The following is a 20,124-nucleotide window of genomic DNA, read 5'->3' on the forward strand; positions in this document are numbered from 1 at the left end:
GCGCGCTCCGGCCAGGAAGGTGCGACCGCGATGAGCAGTGTCACGGAGCGTCCGGTCGCCACCCCGGCAGCCCGAAAGCCCCGGCGGAACATCGCCTCCGCGCTTCAGGGCGTAGCCATCGCCGTCGGCTTCGCCATGCTGGTCGGCGGCTTCGGCCTGATCGCCCTGCAGTACCGGCCCTACCGCATCCCCACCACCTCCATGTCGCCGACGCTCCAGATCGGGGACACCGTGCTCGCCCGGAAGACCGACGGCGCGTCGGTCGGCCGTGGTGACATCGTCGTCTTCAGCGAGCCGCTCTGGGGCGGCGCGACGATGGTCAAGCGGGTCGTTGCCGTCGGAGGCGACACCGTCGCCTGCTGCGACGCCGGCGGACACCTCACCGTCAACGGTGTGCCGGTCGACGAGGCCTACGCCGACGAGCGGATCGGCCCCGGTGCCGCCTTCAGCACCACCGTCCCCGAGGGGCGGATCTTCCTGCTCGGCGACTCCCGCTCCAACTCGCTCGACTCGCGTGCCCACCTGGATGTGGCGAGCGGTACCGTGGCCGCGTCCGACGTCGTCGCCCGGGTCGAAGGCATCGCCTGGCCGTCGGCCCGGATCATGGCGCTGCCCCGGACAACGGCCTTCGACGCCGTGAAGGGACCGAAGGCATCGAAGCACGGCCTGCTCGTGCCGGCCTCCTACGCCGCGGTCGGCGGCGGTGCGCTCGTCCTGCTGGCCGGCGCCGCCGGGTGGGTGGTGTCGTTCGGGCACTGGGTGCAGCGGCGTCGGCGCGGATGACCCGCCGCACGCCTGCTGCCGCTCCGGCTGCCGCGGCCGGGCCGCTCCGCAGAAGGAGGTGAGCGGGCTGACTGCTCGACGCCGCCGTGCCGTGCGCGTGCTGCTCCTCGACCCGGACGACCGGGTGCTGCTCCTGCGGGGGCTCGATCCTGCGGTACCGGAAACCACCTGGTGGATCACTCCGGGAGGCGGACTGGAGCCCGGAGAGGGCGCGCGCGAGGCCGCCCTGCGCGAACTCGGGGAAGAGATCGGGCTGGCCGACGTGGAGCTGGGCCCCGTGGTGGCGTACGGCACGGTGTCGTTCTCCTTTCAGGGGCAGGCGTACGAACAGGAGCAGTGGTTCCATCTGGCGCGGACCGGGACCAGGGACATTCGGCTCGCCGTCCCCGGCAGCGACGAGCACGCCCGGCTACTGGCCGTCCGCTGGTGGACGGTCGGCGAGCTGCGGAACACCCCGGAGACGGTCTATCCGGCAGGCCTGGCCGAGCTGGTCGAACAGCTGGTCACGGATGGCCCGCCAGTCCCGCCGGTACGGCTTTGAGTGCGGGTGCGGTGGTCCACAATGGGGTGGACGTGACGAGTGAGGGGACGCCTGGATGAGTGCCGAAGACCTCGAGAAGTACGAGACCGAGATGGAGCTCAAGCTCTACCGGGAGTACCGGGACGTCGTCGGGCTCTTCAAATTCGTGATCGAGACCGAGCGGCGGTTCTACCTCACGAACGACTACGACCTGCAGGTCCACTCGGTGCAGGGCGAAGTGTTCTTCGAGGTGTCGATGGCGGATGCGTGGGTCTGGGACATGTACCGGCCGGCCAGGTTCGTCCGCAAGGTGCGGGTCCTGACCTTCAAGGACGTCAACATCGAGGAGCTGGCGAAGAGCGACCTGGAGCTGCCCTCCGACGACGCCTCGTTCGGCAACTGATCGTTGACCGTCGGCAACCGACTGCCGACTGCCGACCGCTGATCGCTGATCGCTGATCGCTGATCGCTGACCGCCGGCATTCGGCTGTCGGCGTCCTTTCCGGTGCACCGAGCATGGGGGCGCCGATTTCCCCATGTCCAGAGCAGCCCCCGCAGAGTCACCCCTGAGAGGGACCCGAGTTATCCACAGGCCCGGGTTGTCCACAGGTTGAGGCGCAGTGCCGGCCCGAACCGCGGGACCGCGGCAACCTCCGTCCTCGGAGGTGATAGCGGTGCAGAGTCCCAACAACGGTCTCGGCCGATACGGCGAAGAGGTGGCCGCCCGCAGGCTCGCGCACGACGGCCTGCACATCCTGGAGCGCAACTGGCGGTGCGCCGAGGGCGAGCTCGACATCGTGGCGCTCGACGGGGACACCCTTGCGATCTGCGAGGTGAAGACCCGGTCGGAGCACGCATTCCAGCAGCCCACCGAGGGCATCGACCGGACGAAGGCAGAACGGCTGCGCAGGCTCGCGGAGCGCTGGCTGGTCGAACGCTGGCCGACCCACTTCGAGCTCCTCGCCGAACGCGTGACGCCCCGGCCGCACGCCGGCGGATCGGCCGACCCGCCGGGCCCGTCGTCCCAGCCGGACCGGCAGGAGGTGTCGGCTCCGACGGCGGAGCCGGCGATCGAGAGGCAGGCCGGGGCGTCGTCCCCCACGTCGGGCGAGGCCGCCGCCGGCCCCGCGCCGAAGAAGGCCACCAGGAAACGGGCTGCCAGGAAGCCAACAGCGAAGGCGAGTGCCGCGGCCGGGGGAGTGGCCGCCCTCGCCACAGTGCTGGTGCCACCGCCGCCCGGCGGTGTCCGCATCGACCTGGTGGCAGTGATCAACCGCCTCAGGGGCGCCGCCCAGGTCGAGCACGTCCGAGGGGCGGTCTGACATGGCCTTCGCCCGCACCTGCTCGGTCGCGCTCGTCGGAGTCGACGGTGTCGTGGTCGAGGTCCAGGCCGATCTCGAACCCGGCTTGGCCGCATTCACCCTGGTCGGCCTCCCCGACAAGGCACTGTCCGAGGCCCGGGACCGCGTCCGCGCCGCCGTCGTCAACAGCGGCGAGACCTGGCCCCAGCGCAAGCTCACCGTCGGCCTCAGCCCGGCGTCCGTCCCGAAGAGCGGCAGTGGTTTCGATCTTGCGGTCGCCTGCGCGGTCCTGGCTGCCGCAGACCGACTGGATCCCTCTGTCATCGCCGGGCTCCTCATCATCGGAGAACTCGGCCTGGACGGCCGGGTACGGCCCGTCAGGGGTGTCCTTCCCTCGGTGCTGGCGGCGGCCGACGCCGGATACCGCCAGGTCGTGGTCGCCGAACAGACCGCGGCGGAAGCCTCCCTCGTGCCCGGCGTGTCCGTGATGGGTGTTCGCAGCCTTCGCCAGCTGATCGCCCTGCTGACCGACGCACCGCTGCCGGAGGAGGCCCCGGAAACCCTGGTCGGTCGCCCGGACCCGCTCCTGGCAGGCCTGCTGCTGCCCGGTATCGGCGTACGGGATGTGGCCTCCGCGCATGTGATCCGGCCCGACCTCGCCGACGTGGCAGGGCAGTACGAGGCCCGCCACGCACTGGAGATCGCAGCGGCAGGGGGTCACCACCTTTACCTGAAGGGCCCGCCGGGTGCAGGCAAAACGATGCTGGCCGAACGGCTGCCGGCACTGCTCCCGCCACTGACCGAGACCGAGGCCTTGGAGGTGACGGCCGTTCACTCCGTCGCAGGCCTCCTGCCGTCCAACCGGCCGCTCATCGACAGCCCTCCCTACTGCGCGCCTCACCACTCGACCACGATGCCCGCCATCGTCGGAGGCGGCAGCGGCATGCCCAGACCGGGAGCAGTATCGCTCGCACACCGCGGCGTGCTGTTCCTCGACGAGGCACCCGAGTTCCCCGTCCGGGTGCTGGACGCTCTGCGGCAGCCCCTGGAATCGGGGGAGGTGATGATCGCCCGGTCGGCAGGCTCCATGCGTCTGCCTGCGCGCTTCCTCCTGTGCCTGGCGGCCAACCCGTGCCCCTGCGGCCGCCACTCGATCCGAGGTGAGGGCTGCGAGTGCACGCCGACCATGGTGAACCGCTACCAGGCGCGGCTCTCCGGACCGCTCCTGGACCGGGTCGACCTCCAAGTCCAGGTGTCCTCGGTCTCCCGGGCCGAGCTGCTGGCACGCGACAGCAGGGCCGAGAGCACGGCAACCGTCGCGGCCCGCGTGCGGGAGGCACGCCGGCGTGCCTCCGTGCGCCTGGCAGAGACGCCCTGGCGCACCAATGCCGAGGTCCCCGGCCACGAACTGCGCACCCGGTGGCGCCTGCAGCCCGACGCCCTCACCGATGCCGAACACGATTTGGAACGCGGACTGCTGACGGCCCGCGGACTCGACCGGGTGCTGCGGGTGGCCTGGACGATCGCCGACCTCTCCGGCCGGGATCGCCCGAGCCGACCCGACGTCCGTACGGCCCTGGCCCTACGGACCGGCGTGCACCGCGGACCGCTGGCAGAGCGACCGCCGCACCGCCGCGCTCCGGACTTCGAAGGCACCAGCGACGGCACCAGCGACAGCGACATCGGTGCCGAGCAGTGACAGCACTTGGCGCCGCCCTGGCGTACGCCGCAGGCACGGCGGACGGGCTCCGCGACCGGACTGCGATCTCACCGCCCGCGCCCCCGCCAGGCACGCCCACCCACACACCGGAGAACCACTATGGACCACACGGCCACCGCACCACCGTTCCCGACTGCGGCCGACAACCCGGACGCGGGCGCCCCGATGCAGCAGGCCCCACCGCGGGCCGCGGCCAGGGACAACCTGCCGTCCGAACAGGCACGACCCTCCCCGCCCGGCGGCCCGCCGACGCCCTCGCCCGAACGACTGGCCAGGGCTGCCCTGACACGGCTGATCGAGCCCGGCGACGCCGTCATGGGCCGCTGGCTCGCAGAACTCGGTGCCATCACCGTGGTCGACGCCGTCCGAGGCCGTGCGGACCCGGAGCCTCTCGGCCTCGACCCGGGTCGGATCGCCGACTACCGCGCCCGATGCGCGTCCCTCGACCCGATCGCCGACCTGCGCCGCATCCAGGGCGGCGGCGGGCGGTTCATCATTCCGGGCGATCCGGAGTGGCCCAGCCAGCTGGACGACCTCGGCCGCGGGCGCCCCGTCGGCCTGTGGGTCCGCGGTACCGGCTCACTTCGCCTTCTCGCCCTGAGATCCGTCGCCATGGTCGGCTCCCGGGCCTGTACCGCCTACGGTGCCCACGTCGCCGGCGAGATCGCGGCACAACTCGCCGAACGCGGCTGGGTGGTGGTCTCCGGGGCGGCGTACGGCATCGACGCCGCCGCGCACCGCGGCACGCTCGCAGTCGGCGGTGCCACCATCGGCGTGCTGGCCTGCGGGGTCGACACGGCCTACCCGCCCGGCAACGCCGAACTCATCCGCCGCATCTCCGAGCAGGGCCTGCTGGTCAGCGAACTGCCGCCCGGCACGCACCCCAACCGCTTCCGGTTCGTCCTGCGGAACCGCGTCATAGCCGCCCTCACCCGCGGCACCGTCGTGGTCGAGGCGGCCATGCGCAGTGGCGCGCTGAGCACCGCCCGCCGTGCCCGCGACCTCAACCGCCACACCATGGGGGTCGCCGGCCCCGTCACTTCGGAGCTGTCCGCCGGGGTGCACGCCCTGATCCGAAGCGGTGGAGCGACCCTGGTGACCGACGCCGCCGAGATCGCCGAACTCATCGGCGCCATCGGCGACGATCTCGCCCCGCCCAGGTCGGGCCCCGTCCTGCCGCGGGACCTCCTGGAGCCGGCCGTCGCACGAGTGCTGGAGGCCGTACCCGCCGGAGCAGACGGGGCGCCGGTCGACCGACTCGCCCGCGAGTCCGGAGTGCCGCCCGACGATGTGCTGCAGCGCCTGTACGAGTTGGTGTCGCTCGGATACGTCGAACGCTTCGGCGCCCGCTGGAGGCTCGTCCGCCGGCGCTGACTGCCTCGCGCCCCTCGCATACAGCCATTTGCAGTCATCTGCGCAGACACCGGTGACCCGGTGACGGCCCGGCGCGTGTCGCGTTCACGCGCCGGGTCCGCCACCGGATCGGGGGACGACCGAGTGGCGGTAGCACACCGCAGCGATGCGGTCACGCTACGCTCCTTTGTGGCTTCCCTATCAGCACATGACTCGGCAGAACGGCGCAGACCAACGCATGCCCACAAACATTCCGGGACACAGGGTGACCGGTGACGCCCGGTCTGCGGGAAGGGCTGGGGCCGGCGCCCGTCCCGCAGCGGACCTCGGACCGCAGGGGCCGACGCTGTTGAACCCCTCACGGTCCGCCAACCCGACCCGCTCGGCAGCTCGACAGGTCTCCCGCGGCCAGCAGGACACCCGGGGCGTCGTCGTCCCGCCGGCACCCGGACCGTTGCCGGCACCCGGACCGTTGCCGGCACCCGGTCCTGCCCCGGAACCGGCATCGCGGCCCGCTCCGGCGGCCCCCACGGCGTCCGGCGTACCTGCTGTGCCGACGGCGCAGGCCTCGGCGCCACCCGCCTCGCCGACGGCGTCCCGACCGATGGTGGGCCTGCCCGCTCCGCAGCCGTACGGCCTGTCGGCCGCGCACTCACGGCCGGCACCGGACCTCGCTGCCGCGGAAACCGCTGCCTGCGGCCCGACGCCTTTCGGGTACGGCGGTGGGCGCGCCGCTGGGCATCCCGGCGAGCACGGCGGGCGCGACTCGGCCGACGTCGAGCGCTCCTCGGCGGAGCACATCGGCGGTCGTCCGGGCGGGGGGCCGGCGGCGGGGGCACCTGCGGCCAGGACGCCCGCATCCGGGAGCGCGGATCCGGGTGGCAGACGAGGTGCGGCGTCGTACGAGACGGAGCCGACCCACGGCCGTGTCCACGCTTGCGCGGACCAGCCGCCACCGGCCCGCAGCGCTTCGCAGAGCGGGGGCGGGGACCGGCCGCCGTCGGGCATTCGACCGTCGGGCGCCGGCCGTGCGACAGGCGGCGGTCCGGGGGCACCCCGGAGGCTTCCGTCACCGGTGAAGCCGAAGCCGTCGTCCTCCATGCTCGGTGGCGGGCACGAACGCGTCCCCGACGGTGTGGAGACCGTCGGACGGCCGGTGGCGCCACGCGAGTCGGAGGACTCCCAGCCATGCGGTCAGGAGGCGGCTCGCAACGGATCGACTGCGGCGGAGGTCGGACGCCAGGCTGCGCCGCCCGACCGTCCCGGAGCCCACCCCGAGCCCGGGCAGGTGCAACCCGTCTGCCCGGCGCCAGGGCACCCGGAGCAGGCCCGTCCCGCTGCACCCACGGCACCGTCCGCCGAGCAGTCCGGGCAACCCGAGCAAACCGGGCAGGCAGGGCAGGCAGGGCAGGCGCAACCGACCGTGCAGACCGGGCGGCCGTCGTCCGGCCGGGGGACGAAAGTGCCCACCGAGCGCAGCGCGTTGGAGATGCTCTGGCGCTCGTACAAGGAGTCCGGCGACCCGCGGCTGCGGGAACAGCTGATCCTGCACTATTCGCCGCTGGTCAAGTACGTGGCAGGCCGGGTCGGCGTCGGCCTCCCGGCCAACGTGGAGCAGGCGGACTTCGTGTCCTCCGGTGTCTTCGGGCTGATCGACGCGATCGAGAAGTTCGACATCGACCGGGCGATCAAGTTCGAGACCTACGCGATCAGCCGGATCCGCGGGGCGATCATCGACGAGCTCCGGGCCCTGGACTGGATTCCCCGGTCGGTGCGGCAGAAGGCCAAGACCGTCGAGCGGACGTACGCGACCCTGGAGGCCCGGCTCCGCCGGACACCGCACGAGCCCGAGGTCGCGGCCGAGATGGGCATCACGCTGGAGGAGCTGCACACCATCTTCAGCCAGCTCTCACTGGCCAACGTCATGGCCCTCGACGAGCTGATCCACCCCATCGGGGAGAGCGGCGACGCCCTCACCCTGATGGACACCCTGGAGGACACGGGTGCGGACAACCCGGTGGAGATCGCCGAGGACCGCGAACTCCGCAGGCTGCTCGCCACCGCCGTCAACACCCTGCCCGAGCGGGAGAAGACCGTGGTGACGCTCTACTACTACGAGGGCCTTACGCTCGCCGAGATCGGGCAGGTCCTCGGCGTCACGGAGAGCAGGGTCAGTCAGATCCACACCAAGTCCGTGCTGCAGCTGCGCGCGAAGTTGTCGGACGTGCGCTGACGCACCGGGATGCGGCCGGAGTGCTGCTCAGGGCCCGCGCGGCCGGGATGCGTGGTGGCACCTTCTCCACCTGTAAGGCTCCGTAAAGTAGGGAACGTGCCGAAGATCCGGGCCGCCACTGTGGCCGAGCATCGACAGTTGCAGCGGGCTGCCCTCCTTGATGCCGCTCGCGTCCTGCTTGCGGAGGGCGGCCGGGAGGCGCTGACCTTCTCGGCTCTCGCGGCACGGGCGGGTCTGGCCCGGTCGTCCGTCTACGAGTACTTCCGCTCCCGTGCGGCTGTGGTCGAGGAGCTGTGCGCGGTAGACCTCCCGCTCTGGGCTGCCGAGATCGAGGCAGGCATGGCGGCGTGCGACAGCGCCCGGGACCGGCTCGAGGCGTACGTCAGGGGCCAGCTCCACCTGGCGGCCGACCCGCGGCACGTCGCCGTTGCCGCAATCTCCGAGCTGGAGCTGGACGATGCCGCGCGCGAGCGGATCCGGGCAGCGCATGCAGGCCTGATCACCCTCGTCGTGGACGCGCTTCGCGAACTCGGCCACGAGAACCCGCGGCTCGCCGCAGTCCTGCTGCAGGGCGTGGTGGAGTCGGCGTCCCGGCAGGCCGAGCGGGCCACGGCGGACGAGGCGGCGGCAATTGCCGACGCTGCTGTCGCGCTGGCACTGGACGGGCTGGCCGGCTCCGCCTGAGGGCACGGCAGATCGGGCAGCGAGGACGACACCGGCCGTAGCCCCGCCGGGCCGCTCGTGCCGCCCGGGCCGGCTCGGCCGTGGAGCGGCAGCAGGCGGGCCCGACCGGAGCCGAGCAGGGCGAGCGGGTCGAGGTATCGCGGGCCGCGCAGCAGTCCCCAGTGCAGACAGCTGCCGGCCCTGCAGTGGGGTGCGCCGTCGGCGACCGTCCCGATGACCGCGCCCGCCGGCACGGCCGTGCCGAGCGGGGCGGAACCCTTCACCGGCAGGTACGTCGTCCGCAGGGGCGGGTTGCCCGAGCCGGTGTGGGTCACCGTCACCACCGGGTGGCCGGCGACCGTGCCCGAGAAGGAGACGACGCCGGGCGCAGCGGCCCGCACGAGTGTCCCGACGGCAGCGGCGAGGTCGACACCGCGGTGTCCGGCAGCCCATCGTTCAGCCGGCGGCTCGAACCGGCGCAGCACCCCGGCAGGTCCGCCGACCGGCCACACCCGTCCGCCACCTTGCGCCGGTGCCGCACCGGCCGCCCCGACCGCTCCGACCACCCCCACCGCTCCCGCCACCCCCACCGCTCCCGCCACCCCGACAGCGTCGGCGGCCCCCGCCCTGGGCGATGGCAGCGCCATGGTGAACACCGCCGCGAGCATGAGCGCCACCACCACCAGCCCGTGCCGCCGGTCCGGCGCCGGTGGAGGCAGGACGGTCCGGGCAGAGCCGAGCCGCCGCAGCATCGGAAACCACCGCACCACCGGCAACCACAACAGCCGCAGGGGCGACGGCGGACGCGGGCGGAGCAGGCACGACGGCCCCGCGGAGGAGAACAGGCATCTCATGCCGGCCAGCGTGGCCCCCTGTCACGCATCGCACCGGCGCCGCCCCGAGGCCTGTGGACAACCCGGCCCTGTGGAGAACCGCTGTCGCCCGGACGGGTGAACATCCCCGCACCACCGCGCAACACGCGCCCCTTCCGGAATGAACACTTCGCCACCCCCTGCTGAACTGATCCCTCGAACTGATCCCTTGAACTGATCACCGCTCACCTCCGCCGCCCCGGCACCCGACAACCACGGAAGCCGCGCCGGCACCTGTTCCGGCGAGGGCCCACCTCCGCCGCCCCCCTCGACCCGGCCGACCCGGTCCGCCCGGCTTCCGGGCCCTGGACACGTTCCGGGGCCCGCCCGCACCTGCCGGAGTCGCCCGCAACTCGGGCCTTCCCGTACACTTCACACGCGACCCGGTCCACCGGGTCGACTTCGCACGCCCCGCCACAGGTGGAGCGGCCGCCCCGCAAGGGGCCGGCCGGGCTCCTCCGGTGCGAGTGCCGCTCGGTCCGCCGAGCCCGCTGCGGCCATCGCCGCGCCGGGCCGGGGCGGCTTGGCACGTACGGGGCGTCAGGCGTGGCGGTCACCCGGCCGCCGCGGAGACAACCGAGAGACTCGGCTCCCTGCCTCCCTTGCGGAGCGGCGCGCCGGGCGCAAAACCTGAGGAGCACGGCCATGGCCGTCGTCACGATGCGGGAGCTGCTGGAGAGCGGCGTCCACTTCGGTCACCAGACCCGTCGTTGGAACCCGAAGATGAAGCGCTTCATCTTCACGGAGCGCAACGGCATCTACATCATCGACCTCCTGCAGTCGCTGAACTACATCGACCGCGCCTTCGAGTTCGTCAAGGAGACTGTTGCCCACGGCGGCAGCATCCTCTTTGTCGGCACCAAGAAGCAGGCCCAGGAGGCCATCGCCGAGCAGGCCACCCGCGTGGGCATGCCCTACGTGAACCAGCGCTGGCTCGGCGGCATGCTGACCAACTTCTCGACCGTCTACAAGCGTCTGCAGCGCCTCAAGGAGCTCAGCGAGATCGACTTCACGGATGTGGCCGGCTCCGGCCTCACCAAGAAGGAGCTCCTGGTCCTCCAGCGTGAGTACGACAAGCTGGAGAAGACCCTCGGTGGTATCCGCGACATGCAGCGCGTTCCGAGCGCCGTGTGGATCGTGGACACCAAGAAGGAGCACATCGCGGTCGGCGAGGCCCGGAAGCTCAACATCCCGGTCGTCGCCATCCTCGACACCAACTGCGACCCCGACGAGGTCGACTACAAGATCCCGGGCAACGACGACGCGATCCGCTCCGTCACCCTGCTGACCCGTGTGATCGCCGACGCCGTCGCCGAGGGCCTGAAGGCCCGTGCCGGTGTCGCCAAGGGCGACGCGAAGGCCGAGCCGGGCGCCGACCAGCCGCTGGCCGACTGGGAGAAGGACATCCTCGAGGGCCAGAAGGCCGCCGAGGCTCCGGCCGCTGAGGCCCCCGCCGCTGAGGCTCCCGCCGCCGAGGCTCCGGCCACTGAGGCCCCCGCCGCCGAGGCTCCGGCCGCCGAGGCCGAGCAGGCCTGACGTACCAAGGGTGAGGGGCACCCGCCGGGTACGACACCGGTAGGTGCCCCTCTCTCCCGTGCCGGGGCCGAACCACCGGCCCTCGCACCACCCCACGCAGACACGCGAGACGTGAGAAGAGATCACACCATGGCGAACTTCACCGCCGCGGACGTCAAGAAGCTCCGTGAGCTCACCGGCGCCGGCATGATGGACTGCAAGAAGGCCCTGGACGAGGCCGAGGGTGACGTCCAGAAGGCCGTCGAGCTCCTTCGCATCAAGGGCCAGAAGGGCGTGGCCAAGCGCGAGGGCCGTGACGCCTCCAACGGCGCCGTCGCCTCGCTGATCGCCGAGGGCAACAAGGCCGGCGTCCTGGTCGAGCTGAACTGCGAGACCGACTTCGTCGCCAAGGGTGGCAAGTTCGTCGAGGTCGCCAACGCGATCGCCGCGCACGTCGCCGCCACCTCCCCGGCCGACCTCGAGGCCGCCCTGGCCTCCGAGATCGCCGCCGGCCAGACCGTCCAGCAGTTCGTGGACGAGGCCAACGCCACCCTGGGCGAGAAGATCGTCTTCCGTCGCTTCGCGCAGTTCGACGGCGACGGCTACGTCGGCGTCTACATGCACAAGTCCGACCCGGACCTCCCGCCGACCATCGGCGTCCTCGTCGAGCTCGACAAGGAGAACGCCGAGGTCGCCAAGGACGTCGCGCAGCACATCGCCGCCTTCGCGCCGAAGTACCTCTCCCGCGAGGACATCCCGGCCGAGGACCTCGAGAACGAGCGCCGCGTCGCCGAGGCCACCGCTCGCGAGGAGGGCAAGCCCGAGGCTGCCCTGCCGAAGATCGTCGAGGGCCGCGTGACCGGCTTCGTCAAGGAGAACTCCGTTCTGGAGCAGGCGTTCGCCAAGGACAACAAGAAGACCGTCGCCAAGGTTCTCGAGGAGAACGGCGTCGCCCTCAAGCGCTTCGTCCGCTTCCGCGTCGGCGCCTGAAATCCGTTCCGCGGCGCTTCCGGCCTAAGGTAGGAAGCGCCCCGGGCCGCAGTCGCGGCCGGGAACGCGCCGATCGGCTCTCCAGCACCCCTCGGGGGGCGCGTCGGCACCATGAACGACGAGGAGGCCATTGCCGTGCAGGACACCGTACCGGTTCCCGCGGCAGTGGCCTCCTCGCGTGTACGCGCCCAGCGTGTACGCACAGAGCCGGGCACCTCACTCCCGGCGTTGTGAGCAGCACATGCAGCCCTGCGAGCCCGCAGGTGGAGAAGGAGAAGTCCATGCAGGAGACGCTGGAGACCGGCCGGGACACGCAGGACGGTTCGCGCCGCCGGGTGCTGCTCAAGCTGTCGGGTGAGGCCTTCGCCGGCGGTGGCGGCCTGGGCGTGGACCCGGACGTGGTGCACGCGATCGCCCGCGAGATCGCGACCGTCGTCCGCGCCGGCACCGAGGTGGCCGTGGTGATCGGCGGCGGCAACTTCTTCCGCGGCGCCGAGCTGCAGGTCCGCGGCATGGACCGGGCCCGCTCGGACTACATGGGCATGCTCGGCACCGTGATGAACTGCCTGGCGCTGCAGGACTTCCTGATCAAGGAAGGCATCGAGACCCGCGTCCAGACCGCCATCACGATGGGCCAGGTCGCCGAGCCGTACCTGCCGCTGCGCGCGGTGCGGCACCTGGAGAAGGGCCGTGTGGTGATCTTCGGCGCCGGTATGGGCATGCCGTACTTCTCCACCGACACGACGGCGGTGCAGCGTGCGCTGGAGATCCACGCCGAGGTGCTGCTGATGGGCAAGAACGGCGTCGACGGGGTCTACGACTCCGACCCGCGGACCAACGCTGCGGCGGTCCGGTTCGACTCGCTGGACTACACCGAGGTGATCGCCCGCGACCTGAAGGTGGCGGACCTGACGGCCATCACCCTGTGCAAGGACAACGACCTGCCGATCCTGGTCTTCGAGCTGCTGGCCGAGGGCAATATCGCCCGGGCGGTGAAGGGTGAGAAGATCGGCACACTCATCAGCCAGGACTCCGCCCGGCCCTGAGCAGCAATCAGCCGTCCGGGGCACCGGTACGGGACTACAGCAGATGAACCGGACAGGGAGCAGACAGTGATCGAAGAGACCCTCCTCGAGGCCGAGGAGAAGATGGAGAAGGCCGTCGCCGTCGCCAAGGACGACTTCGCCGCCATCCGCACCGGCCGTGCCCACCCGGCGATGTTCAACAAGATCGTCGCGGACTACTACGGCGCCCTGACGCCGATCAACCAGCTCGCCTCGTTCTCCGTGCCGGAGCCGCGGATGGCGGTCATCACGCCGTTCGACAAGAGCGCGCTGCGCAACATCGAGACCGCGATCCGCGACTCGGACCTCGGCGTCAACCCGTCCAACGACGGCTCCATCATCCGCGTGGTGTTCCCGCAGCTGACCGAGGAGCGCCGCAAGGAGTACATCAAGGTCGCCCGCGGCAAGGGCGAGGACGCCAAGGTCTCGATCCGCTCCATCCGCCGCAAGGCCAAGGACGCCATCGACAAGCTCGTCAAGGACGGCGAGGTCGGCGAGGACGAGGGCCGCCGCGGCGAGAAGGAGCTCGACGACACCACGGCCCGCTACGTGGCCCAGATCGACGAGCTGCTGAAGCACAAGGAAGCCGAGCTTCTCGAAGTCTGATGAACGACGCCCCCGACCCCCACGGCCGCCGGGGCGGAACCGAAATGCTCGCCACCGAGTTCTCTGCTGCGAGTGGCCCCCGGGCCGGCGGTCCGCGTCGGCCCCGAACGGGTCACTCGCAGCAGCCTGTGGTGTACCGAAGGGGCACTGCGGCACAGAATCGGACCATGCCCCCCGCGCAGGAGACACCCGTGGCCCCAACCGACCAGCAGCCCCGCAAGCAGCGCGGCGGCCGCAATCTGCCGGCCGCGATAGGCGTGGGGGTCGGCCTCGGCGCGGTGATCGTCGCCTCGCTGTTCTTCGTCAAGGCGCTGTTCCTGGTGGTCGTGATCGCGGCCGTCGCGGTCGGCGTCTGGGAGCTGAACTCCCGCCTCGCGGAGACCAAGGGCGTGCACGTGCCGATGGTCCCGCTGATCGCCGGCGCGGTGGCGATGCCGCTCGTCGGCTACACGGCGGGCGGGCAGTGGGCGTCCGCCGTCCTGGCGCTCACCGGTCTGGCGGTGCTGGTCTGGCGCATGAGCAAGCCCCCGGAGAACTACCTGCGGGACATAACGGCAGGTGTCTTCACCGCCTTCTACGTCCCGTTCCTGGCGACCTTCGTGGCGCTGATGCTGGCCGCCGACGACGGGGCCTGGCGCATCCTGATCTTCCTCGTGGTCACCATCTGCAGCGACACCGGCGCGTACGCGGTGGGCTACAAGTTCGGCCGGAACAAGCTCGCGCCGACGATCAGCCCCGGCAAGACCCGCGAGGGCCTGGCCGGCGGCATCGGCCTGTCGATGATCGCGGGCGCGCTGCTGATGGAGTACGTGATCGACGACGGCGCCTGGTGGCAGGGCCTGATCCTGGGCGGCTGCGCGGCGGTCACCGCCACCCTGGGCGACCTGGCCGAGTCCATGATCAAGCGCGACATGGGCATCAAGGACATGGGCACCCTGCTGCCGGGCCACGGCGGCATCATGGACCGGCTCGACTCCCTGCTCCCGACCGCTCCCGTGGCCTGGCTGCTGCTGGCCGCGTTCGTCGGCGGCTGAGCCGCACCACCTGCTCCACCCCTGCGAGCCCCGGGCCCCGACGCCCGGGGCTCGCGGCGTCCCGTGCCTCCGCAGCCGGGTGCCCACGGCGCCGGGCCGAGGACGATTCCGCATCTGCGACACTGGATGCACCATGCCTAAGCCCGGAGAACTCACCTTCGTCGCGCCGCGCGGCGCCAAGCCCCCGCGACACCTTGCCGACCTCAGCCCCGCCGAGCGCAAGGAGGCCGTCGCCGAGCTGGGCGAGCAGCCGTTCCGCGCCAAGCAGTTGTCCAACCACTACTTCGGCCGGCTGTCGGACGACCCGGCGACCTGGACGGACATTCCGGCGGCCAGCCGCGGGAAGCTCACCGAGAGCCTGCTGCCCGAGCTGATGTCGGTGGTCCGGCACGTCTCCTGCGACGACGACGCGACCCGCAAGACGCTGTGGAAGCTCTTCGACGGCACCCTGGTCGAGTCGGTGCTGATGCGCTACCCGGACCGGGTGACCATGTGCATCAGCTCGCAGGCCGGCTGCGGCATGAACTGCCCGTTCTGCGCGACCGGCCAGGCCGGTCTGACCCGCAACCTGTCGACGGCGGAGATCGTCGAGCAGATCGCCTCCGGGATGCGGGACCTGAAGAGCGGCGCGGTGCCCGGCGGCGAGGCCCGGCTGTCCAACGTGGTGTTCATGGGCATGGGCGAGCCGCTGGCGAACTACAACCGGGTGCTGGCCTCGATCCGCCGCCTCACCGACCCGGCTCCGGACGGGTTCGGCCTCTCGCAGCGCGGCATCACGGTCTCCACGGTCGGCCTGGTGCCCGCGATGTACCGCTTCGCCGACGAGGGCCTGAGCTGCCGGCTCGCGCTGTCGCTGCACGCGCCCGACGACGAGCTCCGCGACGAGCTGGTGCCGGTGAACACCCGTTGGAAGGTCGACGAGGTGCTGGAGGCCGCGTGGAACTACGCGGACAAGTCCGGGCGCCGGATCTCCATCGAGTACGCCCTGATCAAGGACATCAACGACCAGGCGTGGCGGGCCGACCTGCTCGGCCGGCTGATCAAGAACCGCCGGGTGCACGTGAACCTGATCCCGCTGAACCCCACCCCGGGTTCCAAGTGGACGGCCTCGCGTCCCGAGGACGAGCGGGAATTCGTCCGGCGGCTGCAGGCCCACGGCGTGCCGACGACCGTCCGCGACACCCGCGGCCAGGAGATCGACGGCGCCTGCGGCCAGCTGGCCGCCGCGGGCTGACACGCCACCGAGAAAGCCACTGAGGCGCCGAAGCATCGAGCGGTGGACACCCACGGGTGTCCACCGCTCGGCGCGTTCCGGTGCGCGGTCGGAAGGTCAGAGGGTCAGACCAGGCAGGCCGCCGCGAACAGCGCCGTCAGCCCGCCGGTGAACAGCAGCACGGCCGCTGCGGCGCCGGCCCGGGCGGCGGCCGCGGCGGCGAGCGTCCGCTGCTCGGTGCCGAGGCGGACGAGGGCCGCGGTGATCTCGCGCCGCGCCGCGCGGATCTCCAGTGCGCGGGCGGCCACCGCCCCGACGGCGCAGCCGACGAGCAGCAGCACCGCCACGGTGACCGGGACGTCGGGGTCGTCGCCGTAGGCGAGGGCCGCGGTCAGGACGGCGAGACCGAGGGTCAGTACGGCCAACGGGGTGGCGAGTCGGCGGGCCTCCGCGGTGAGCGACCGGCCGGCGAGCAGCCGTACCGGGCCTGGCCGGTGAAAGGCGAGCAGCCGTCCGGCGAGGGCCAGCAGCGGTGCGGTGAGCAGGGCGAGCCCGAGGGCGGTGAAGGCCCAGCCGGTGAGGGCGGCGGTGCCGACGGAGCCGAGGTGGGCGGGCAGCTCGACCGGGCGGCCGTCCTGTTCGGCGCCGGGGCGCAGCCCGTACAGCTCGAGGGCCATGCCGACGACGGTGAGGCCGGTCGGGACGGCGATCCGCGCGGGGTGGAAGCCGACTGCCGGTGGAGCGGCGGGGGTGCCGGGCAGGGCCTCGTCGAGGGGGACGGCCGCTGCGGCGGCGAGGCCTGCCACCAGCGGGACGAGGACGAGCAGGGTGACCGGGGCGGCGACCGGCAGCCGGGTGCCCATGCCGAGGTCGGCGGCGAGTTCGGGGCCGGCGATGTCGTTGCGCAGGACGAGGAAGAGCAGCAGGGCGAGCACGCTGCCGAGCGCGGAGGCGAGGGCGGTCTCGACGGCGATCAGCAGCCGGATGCGGCCCGGGCCGTAGCCTGCGGCGGCGAGGCCGGCGATCCGCTCGGGGTGCTGGGCGGGGACGGCGCGGGCGGCGGCCGCGGCCAGCCAGCCGACGGCGGCGAGGGCCGGCAGGCACCACAGCAGCCGGGGCACCGAGGTGGCGGCGGGTTCGCCGAGGGCGCGGCCGAGGGAGCGGAGCAGGAAGGCGGCGGCGGTGGCGGCGGCGGTCGCGGTGAGCAGCCAGCGGCCCAGGTCGGTCGCCCGGTAGCCCCTGACCAGTCGGAGTGGGAACAACGTCGTTCTCCCGGCTCTCAGCGCGCGGCCGTGACGGCGGTGGAGCCGGCGGCGGTGGTTCCTGCGGAGGTGGCGGCCGGGGCCGTCGCCGTGCCGGTGATCCGGCCGTCGACGAGGGTGAGGGTGCGGTCAGCCTGGCCGGCCGGCTCCGGGTCGTGGGTGGCGAGCAGGAGGGTCAGCCCGTGGCTGCGGGCGGCGCTGGCGAGTATCCGCAGCACCTGCTCCCGTTCCTCGCGGTGCAGCGGGGCGCCGGGGTCGTCGGCGAAGACCACCGGGGGCAGCGGGGCGAGGGCGCGGGCGACGGCGATCCGCTGGCGCTGGGCCTGGGTCAGTTCGGCGGGGCGCAGCCCGGCGACATCGGCGACGTCGAGGCGCTCGAGCCATTCGACGGCGGCGGTGTGGGCGGCGCGGCGGCCGGCCCCGGCGAGCAGCAGCGGCAGGGCGGCGTTCTCCCGGGCCGTCAGTTCCGGCACCAGGTGGGGTTCGGAGCCGATCCAGCCGAAGCGTTCGCGGCGGAGCTTCTCCCGGCGGGCCCGGGTCAGGGTGTGCACGGGGGAGCTGTGGAACCAGACCTCGCCCTCGTCGACCGTCAGCTGGGCGGACAGGCAGCCGAGCAGGGTGCTCTTGCCGGAGCCGCGGGGGCCGGTGACGGCGAGGACCTCGCCCTCGCGAACGGCGAGGGAGACGCCGCGCAGGGCCGGGGTGCCGTGGTGGGACTTGACGATCCCTCGGGCCCAGAGCACGTCGTTGTCGGGCGGGGCCGCTGACATGGAGATCCATCCTGGTGCCTGGTGGGATATGACAGTCGTCAGATTAGAACGAACAGGTCGCGGTGCGGTTGCGGCACACTGGCTCATCCCCGGGCAAATCGCCGTGATTCCGGCGGTCGGATCGGCGGTCGTTTTCTGCCCGGAGCCGCAGGGACGGAGCCGGTGGACCGCAACGCCGCAGGGCGGCCCCGGTGGTCCGGGGCCGCCCTGGGCGGAGGGTGGGAGGGAAGGTCAGATCTTCGCCCACGCGTCGGTGAGGCTGACCCGCAGGATCTGCTCGATCTCGTCGAAGGTCGACTGGTCGGAGATCAGCGGCGGGGCCAGCTGGACGACCGGGTCGCCGCGGTCGTCGGCGCGGCAGTACAGGCCGTTGTCGAAGAGCGCCTTCGACAGGAAGCCGTAGAGCACGCGCTCGACCTCGTCGTCGTTGAAGGACTCCTTGGTGGCCTTGTCCTTGACGAGCTCGATGCCGTAGAAGTACCCGTTGCCGCGGACGTCGCCGACGATCGGCAGGTCGCGCAGCTTGTTCAGGGTGCCGAGGAAGCGAGACTCGTTGTCGAGGACGTGCTGGTTGAGGCCCTCGCGCTCGAAGATGTCGAGGTTGGCCAGCGCCACCGCGGAGGACACCGGGTGGCCGCCGAAGGTGTAGCCGTGCAGGAAGGTGTTGTCGCCCTTGTAGAACGGCTCGGCGATGCGGTCCGAGATGATCGTGGCGCCGATCGGGGAGTAGCCCGAGGTCATGCCCTTGGCGCAGGTGATCATGTCGGGCAGGTAGCCGAACTTGTCGGCGCCGAACATGGTGCCGAGGCGGCCGAAGGCGCAGATGACCTCGTCCGACACGAGCAGCACGTCGTGGCGGTCGCAGATCTCGCGCAGGCGCTGGAAGTACCCGGGCGGCGGCGGGAAGCAGCCGCCGGCGTTCTGCACCGGCTCGACGAAGACGGCGGCGACGGTGTCCGGGCCCTCGAAGAGGATGGCCTGCTCGACCTGGTCGGCGCACCAGCGGCCGTAGGCCTCGGGGTCGACGGTGCCGTCCGGGCCCTGGAGGTACTCGGGGGCGCGGTAGATGTTGGTGTTGGGCGCCTTGTGGGTGCCGGGCACCAGCGGTTCGAACGGGGCCTTCAGGCCCGGCAGGCCGGTGATCGACAGGGCGCCCTGCGGGGTGCCGTGGTAGGCGACGGCGCGCGAGATGACCTTGTACTTGGTCGGCTTGCCGGTCAGCTTGAAGTACTGCTTCGCGAGCTTCCAGGCGGTCTCGACCGCCTCGCCGCCGCCGGTCGAGAAGAAGACCTTGTTCAGGTCGCCCGGGGCGAGGTTGGCCAGGCGCTCGGCGAGCTCCACGGCCTTGGGGTGGGCGTAGCTCCAGACCGGGAAGAAGGCCAGCTCCTTGGCCTGCTTGGCGGCGGCCTCGGCCAGCTCCTCGCGGCCGTGGCCGGCCTGTACGACGAACAGGCCGGCGAGGCCGTCGAGGTACTTCTTGCCCTTGTCGTCCCAGACGTAGGTGCCCTGACCGCGCACGATGGTGGGGACGGGGGACTTCTCGTACGACGACATGCGGGTGAAGTGCATCCACAGGTGGTCGTAGGCGGTCTTGGAAAGGTCCTTCTGCGCCGGGTCGGCTGTCATCTGGTGCCCCAGGTGTAGGTCTGTTTCCGGAGCTTCAGATAAACGAAGCTCTCGGTGCTCCGCACGCCGGGAAGCGCGCGGATGCGCTTGTTGATCATTTCGAGCAGGTGCTCGTCGTCCTCGCACACCAGCTCGGCCAGCAGGTCGAACGAGCCTGCGGTGCAGACGACGTAGTCGACCTCGTCGAGCGCGGCCAGCGCGTCGGCGACCGGCTCGATGTCGCCCTCCACCCGGATGCCCACCATCGCCTGGCGGGTGAACCCGACGGTGAGGGGATCGGTAACGGCGACGATCTGCATCACGCCCTGGTCGAGCAGCTTCTGGACGCGTTGCCGCACGGCTGCCTCCGACAGGCCGACGGCCTTGCCGATGGCGGCGTACGGACGGCGTCCGTCCTCCTGGAGCTGTTCGATGATCGCCTTGGAGGCGGCGTCGAGGGGAACGCTGGCGTTCCGGTCGCGGTTGGCCACGTCGCCACTGTGCACGATCGCCGGGCGCCGCGCAAGCCGTCACTCTGCTGATTTCGTCGCTGTTTCCAAAATTGCATGCGGATTGCGTCGCATCCGAGCGTGATGCCTGTCGATACCGTTGGTCTTTGG

Annotated in this window: 17 protein-coding genes and 2 pseudogenes; 14 read left to right on the plus strand and 5 right to left on the minus strand. The window is 71.9% G+C overall.

The window, feature by feature from the left end; genetic code table 11:
• The first annotated feature begins 30 nt into the window (after positions 1-30).
• The 8 genes and pseudogenes from lepB to ACQ614_RS24055 all read left to right on the plus strand — a co-directional run bounded on the left by lepB (position 31) and on the right by ACQ614_RS24055 (position 8,594).
• A complete protein-coding gene (lepB, locus tag ACQ614_RS24020) occupies positions 31-783 on the plus strand; it encodes a signal peptidase I (RefSeq protein WP_431680713.1) in 753 nt (250 codons plus the stop codon).
• Positions 784-841: 58 nt separating this feature from the next.
• A complete protein-coding gene (locus ACQ614_RS24025; RefSeq protein ID WP_431680714.1) occupies positions 842-1,324 on the plus strand; it encodes an NUDIX domain-containing protein in 483 nt (160 codons plus the stop codon).
• 55 nt (positions 1,325-1,379) lie between these two features.
• Positions 1,380-1,706 (plus strand): DUF2469 domain-containing protein, encoded by a 327-nt coding sequence (locus tag ACQ614_RS24030; RefSeq protein ID WP_030275680.1) that lies wholly within the window; start codon positions 1,380-1,382, stop codon positions 1,704-1,706.
• A 262-nt stretch (positions 1,707-1,968) separates the two neighbouring features.
• Positions 1,969-2,232: pseudogene (locus ACQ614_RS24035) on the plus strand (YraN family protein); the annotation flags it as partial.
• Between the two features lie 394 nt (positions 2,233-2,626).
• A complete protein-coding gene (locus ACQ614_RS24040; RefSeq protein ID WP_431680715.1) occupies positions 2,627-4,303 on the plus strand; it encodes a YifB family Mg chelatase-like AAA ATPase in 1,677 nt (558 codons plus the stop codon).
• A 120-nt stretch (positions 4,304-4,423) separates the two neighbouring features.
• Complete coding sequence (gene dprA / locus ACQ614_RS24045; RefSeq protein ID WP_431680716.1) at positions 4,424-5,698, plus strand: DNA-processing protein DprA; 1,275 nt, start codon at positions 4,424-4,426, stop codon at positions 5,696-5,698.
• A 1,402-nt stretch (positions 5,699-7,100) separates the two neighbouring features.
• Positions 7,101-7,910, plus strand: coding sequence for an RNA polymerase sigma factor WhiG (gene whiG, locus ACQ614_RS24050; RefSeq protein ID WP_431680718.1), 810 nt, complete (start codon positions 7,101-7,103; stop codon positions 7,908-7,910).
• Positions 7,911-8,030: 120 nt separating this feature from the next.
• Positions 8,031-8,594, plus strand: a complete 564-nt coding sequence (locus tag ACQ614_RS24055) for a TetR/AcrR family transcriptional regulator (protein WP_431684008.1) — start codon at positions 8,031-8,033, stop codon at positions 8,592-8,594.
• A 137-nt stretch (positions 8,595-8,731) separates the two neighbouring features.
• On the opposite strand, the pseudogene ACQ614_RS24060 reads toward ACQ614_RS24055, so the two are convergent.
• Positions 8,732-9,427, minus strand: a pseudogene (locus ACQ614_RS24060) (M23 family metallopeptidase); the annotation flags it as partial.
• A gap of 663 nt (positions 9,428-10,090) precedes the next feature.
• On the opposite strand from ACQ614_RS24060, the gene rpsB reads away from it, so the two are divergent.
• The 6 genes from rpsB to rlmN all read left to right on the plus strand — a co-directional run bounded on the left by rpsB (position 10,091) and on the right by rlmN (position 15,888).
• Positions 10,091-10,981 carry a 30S ribosomal protein S2 gene (gene rpsB, locus ACQ614_RS24065; protein WP_431680719.1) on the plus strand — a complete coding sequence of 297 codons (891 nt, stop codon included), beginning with the start codon at positions 10,091-10,093 and terminating at the stop codon, positions 10,979-10,981.
• 129 nt (positions 10,982-11,110) lie between these two features.
• Positions 11,111-11,950 (plus strand): translation elongation factor Ts, encoded by an 840-nt coding sequence (gene tsf, locus ACQ614_RS24070; protein WP_263103491.1) that lies wholly within the window; start codon positions 11,111-11,113, stop codon positions 11,948-11,950.
• Positions 11,951-12,231: 281 nt separating this feature from the next.
• On the plus strand, positions 12,232-12,996 hold the full coding sequence (pyrH, locus tag ACQ614_RS24075) for a UMP kinase (RefSeq protein ID WP_431680720.1): 765 nt from the start codon (positions 12,232-12,234) through the stop codon (positions 12,994-12,996).
• Between the two features lie 66 nt (positions 12,997-13,062).
• Positions 13,063-13,620 carry a ribosome recycling factor gene (frr, locus tag ACQ614_RS24080; RefSeq protein ID WP_363498247.1) on the plus strand — a complete coding sequence of 186 codons (558 nt, stop codon included), beginning with the start codon at positions 13,063-13,065 and terminating at the stop codon, positions 13,618-13,620.
• A complete protein-coding gene (locus ACQ614_RS24085) occupies positions 13,620-14,654 on the plus strand; it encodes a phosphatidate cytidylyltransferase (protein WP_431680722.1) in 1,035 nt (344 codons plus the stop codon). The genes frr and ACQ614_RS24085 overlap by 1 nt, the downstream gene beginning before the upstream one ends.
• Before the next feature lie 133 nt (positions 14,655-14,787).
• Positions 14,788-15,888 (plus strand): 23S rRNA (adenine(2503)-C(2))-methyltransferase RlmN, encoded by a 1,101-nt coding sequence (gene rlmN / locus ACQ614_RS24090; RefSeq protein WP_363498252.1) that lies wholly within the window; start codon positions 14,788-14,790, stop codon positions 15,886-15,888.
• A gap of 104 nt (positions 15,889-15,992) precedes the next feature.
• Here the strand turns inward: rlmN and ACQ614_RS24095 are convergent, their stop codons facing one another.
• The 4 genes from ACQ614_RS24095 to ACQ614_RS24110 form a co-directional block, all read right to left on the minus strand.
• Positions 15,993-17,129 carry a hypothetical protein gene (locus tag ACQ614_RS24095; protein WP_431680723.1) on the minus strand — a complete coding sequence of 379 codons (1,137 nt, stop codon included), beginning with the start codon at positions 17,127-17,129 and terminating at the stop codon, positions 15,993-15,995.
• A gap of 17 nt (positions 17,130-17,146) precedes the next feature.
• Positions 17,147-17,899 carry an ABC transporter ATP-binding protein gene (locus ACQ614_RS24100; protein WP_431680725.1) on the minus strand — a complete coding sequence of 251 codons (753 nt, stop codon included), beginning with the start codon at positions 17,897-17,899 and terminating at the stop codon, positions 17,147-17,149.
• 231 nt (positions 17,900-18,130) lie between these two features.
• Entirely contained in the window at positions 18,131-19,525 is a 1,395-nt protein-coding gene (locus ACQ614_RS24105; protein WP_431680727.1) for an aspartate aminotransferase family protein, read from the minus strand.
• Positions 19,522-19,995, minus strand: coding sequence for an Lrp/AsnC family transcriptional regulator (locus ACQ614_RS24110; RefSeq protein WP_030306695.1), 474 nt, complete (start codon positions 19,993-19,995; stop codon positions 19,522-19,524). The genes ACQ614_RS24105 and ACQ614_RS24110 overlap by 4 nt, the downstream gene beginning before the upstream one ends.
• Between the last annotated feature and the right edge of the window lie 129 nt (positions 19,996-20,124).

It is taken from the genome of Kitasatospora dryopteridis (assembly GCF_050749075.1).
Taxonomy (GTDB): Bacteria; Actinomycetota; Actinomycetes; order Streptomycetales; family Streptomycetaceae; genus Kitasatospora.

Coding starts and splice junctions, on each gene's coding strand:
- tsf (WP_263103491.1), top strand. CDS start 11,111: ATGGCGAACTTCACCGCCGCGGACGTCAAGAAGCTCCGTGAGCTCACC.
- rlmN (WP_363498252.1), top strand. CDS start 14,788: ATGCCTAAGCCCGGAGAACTCACCTTCGTCGCGCCGCGCGGCGCCAAG.
- rpsB (WP_431680719.1), top strand. CDS start 10,091: ATGGCCGTCGTCACGATGCGGGAGCTGCTGGAGAGCGGCGTCCACTTC.
- ACQ614_RS24100 (WP_431680725.1), bottom strand. CDS start 17,899: ATGTCAGCGGCCCCGCCCGACAACGACGTGCTCTGGGCCCGAGGGATC.
- lepB (WP_431680713.1), top strand. CDS start 31: ATGAGCAGTGTCACGGAGCGTCCGGTCGCCACCCCGGCAGCCCGAAAG.
- ACQ614_RS24085 (WP_431680722.1), top strand. CDS start 13,620: ATGAACGACGCCCCCGACCCCCACGGCCGCCGGGGCGGAACCGAAATG.
- dprA (WP_431680716.1), top strand. CDS start 4,424: ATGGACCACACGGCCACCGCACCACCGTTCCCGACTGCGGCCGACAAC.
- pyrH (WP_431680720.1), top strand. CDS start 12,232: ATGCAGGAGACGCTGGAGACCGGCCGGGACACGCAGGACGGTTCGCGC.
- ACQ614_RS24030 (WP_030275680.1), top strand. CDS start 1,380: ATGAGTGCCGAAGACCTCGAGAAGTACGAGACCGAGATGGAGCTCAAG.
- ACQ614_RS24105 (WP_431680727.1), bottom strand. CDS start 19,525: ATGACAGCCGACCCGGCGCAGAAGGACCTTTCCAAGACCGCCTACGAC.
- ACQ614_RS24040 (WP_431680715.1), top strand. CDS start 2,627: ATGGCCTTCGCCCGCACCTGCTCGGTCGCGCTCGTCGGAGTCGACGGT.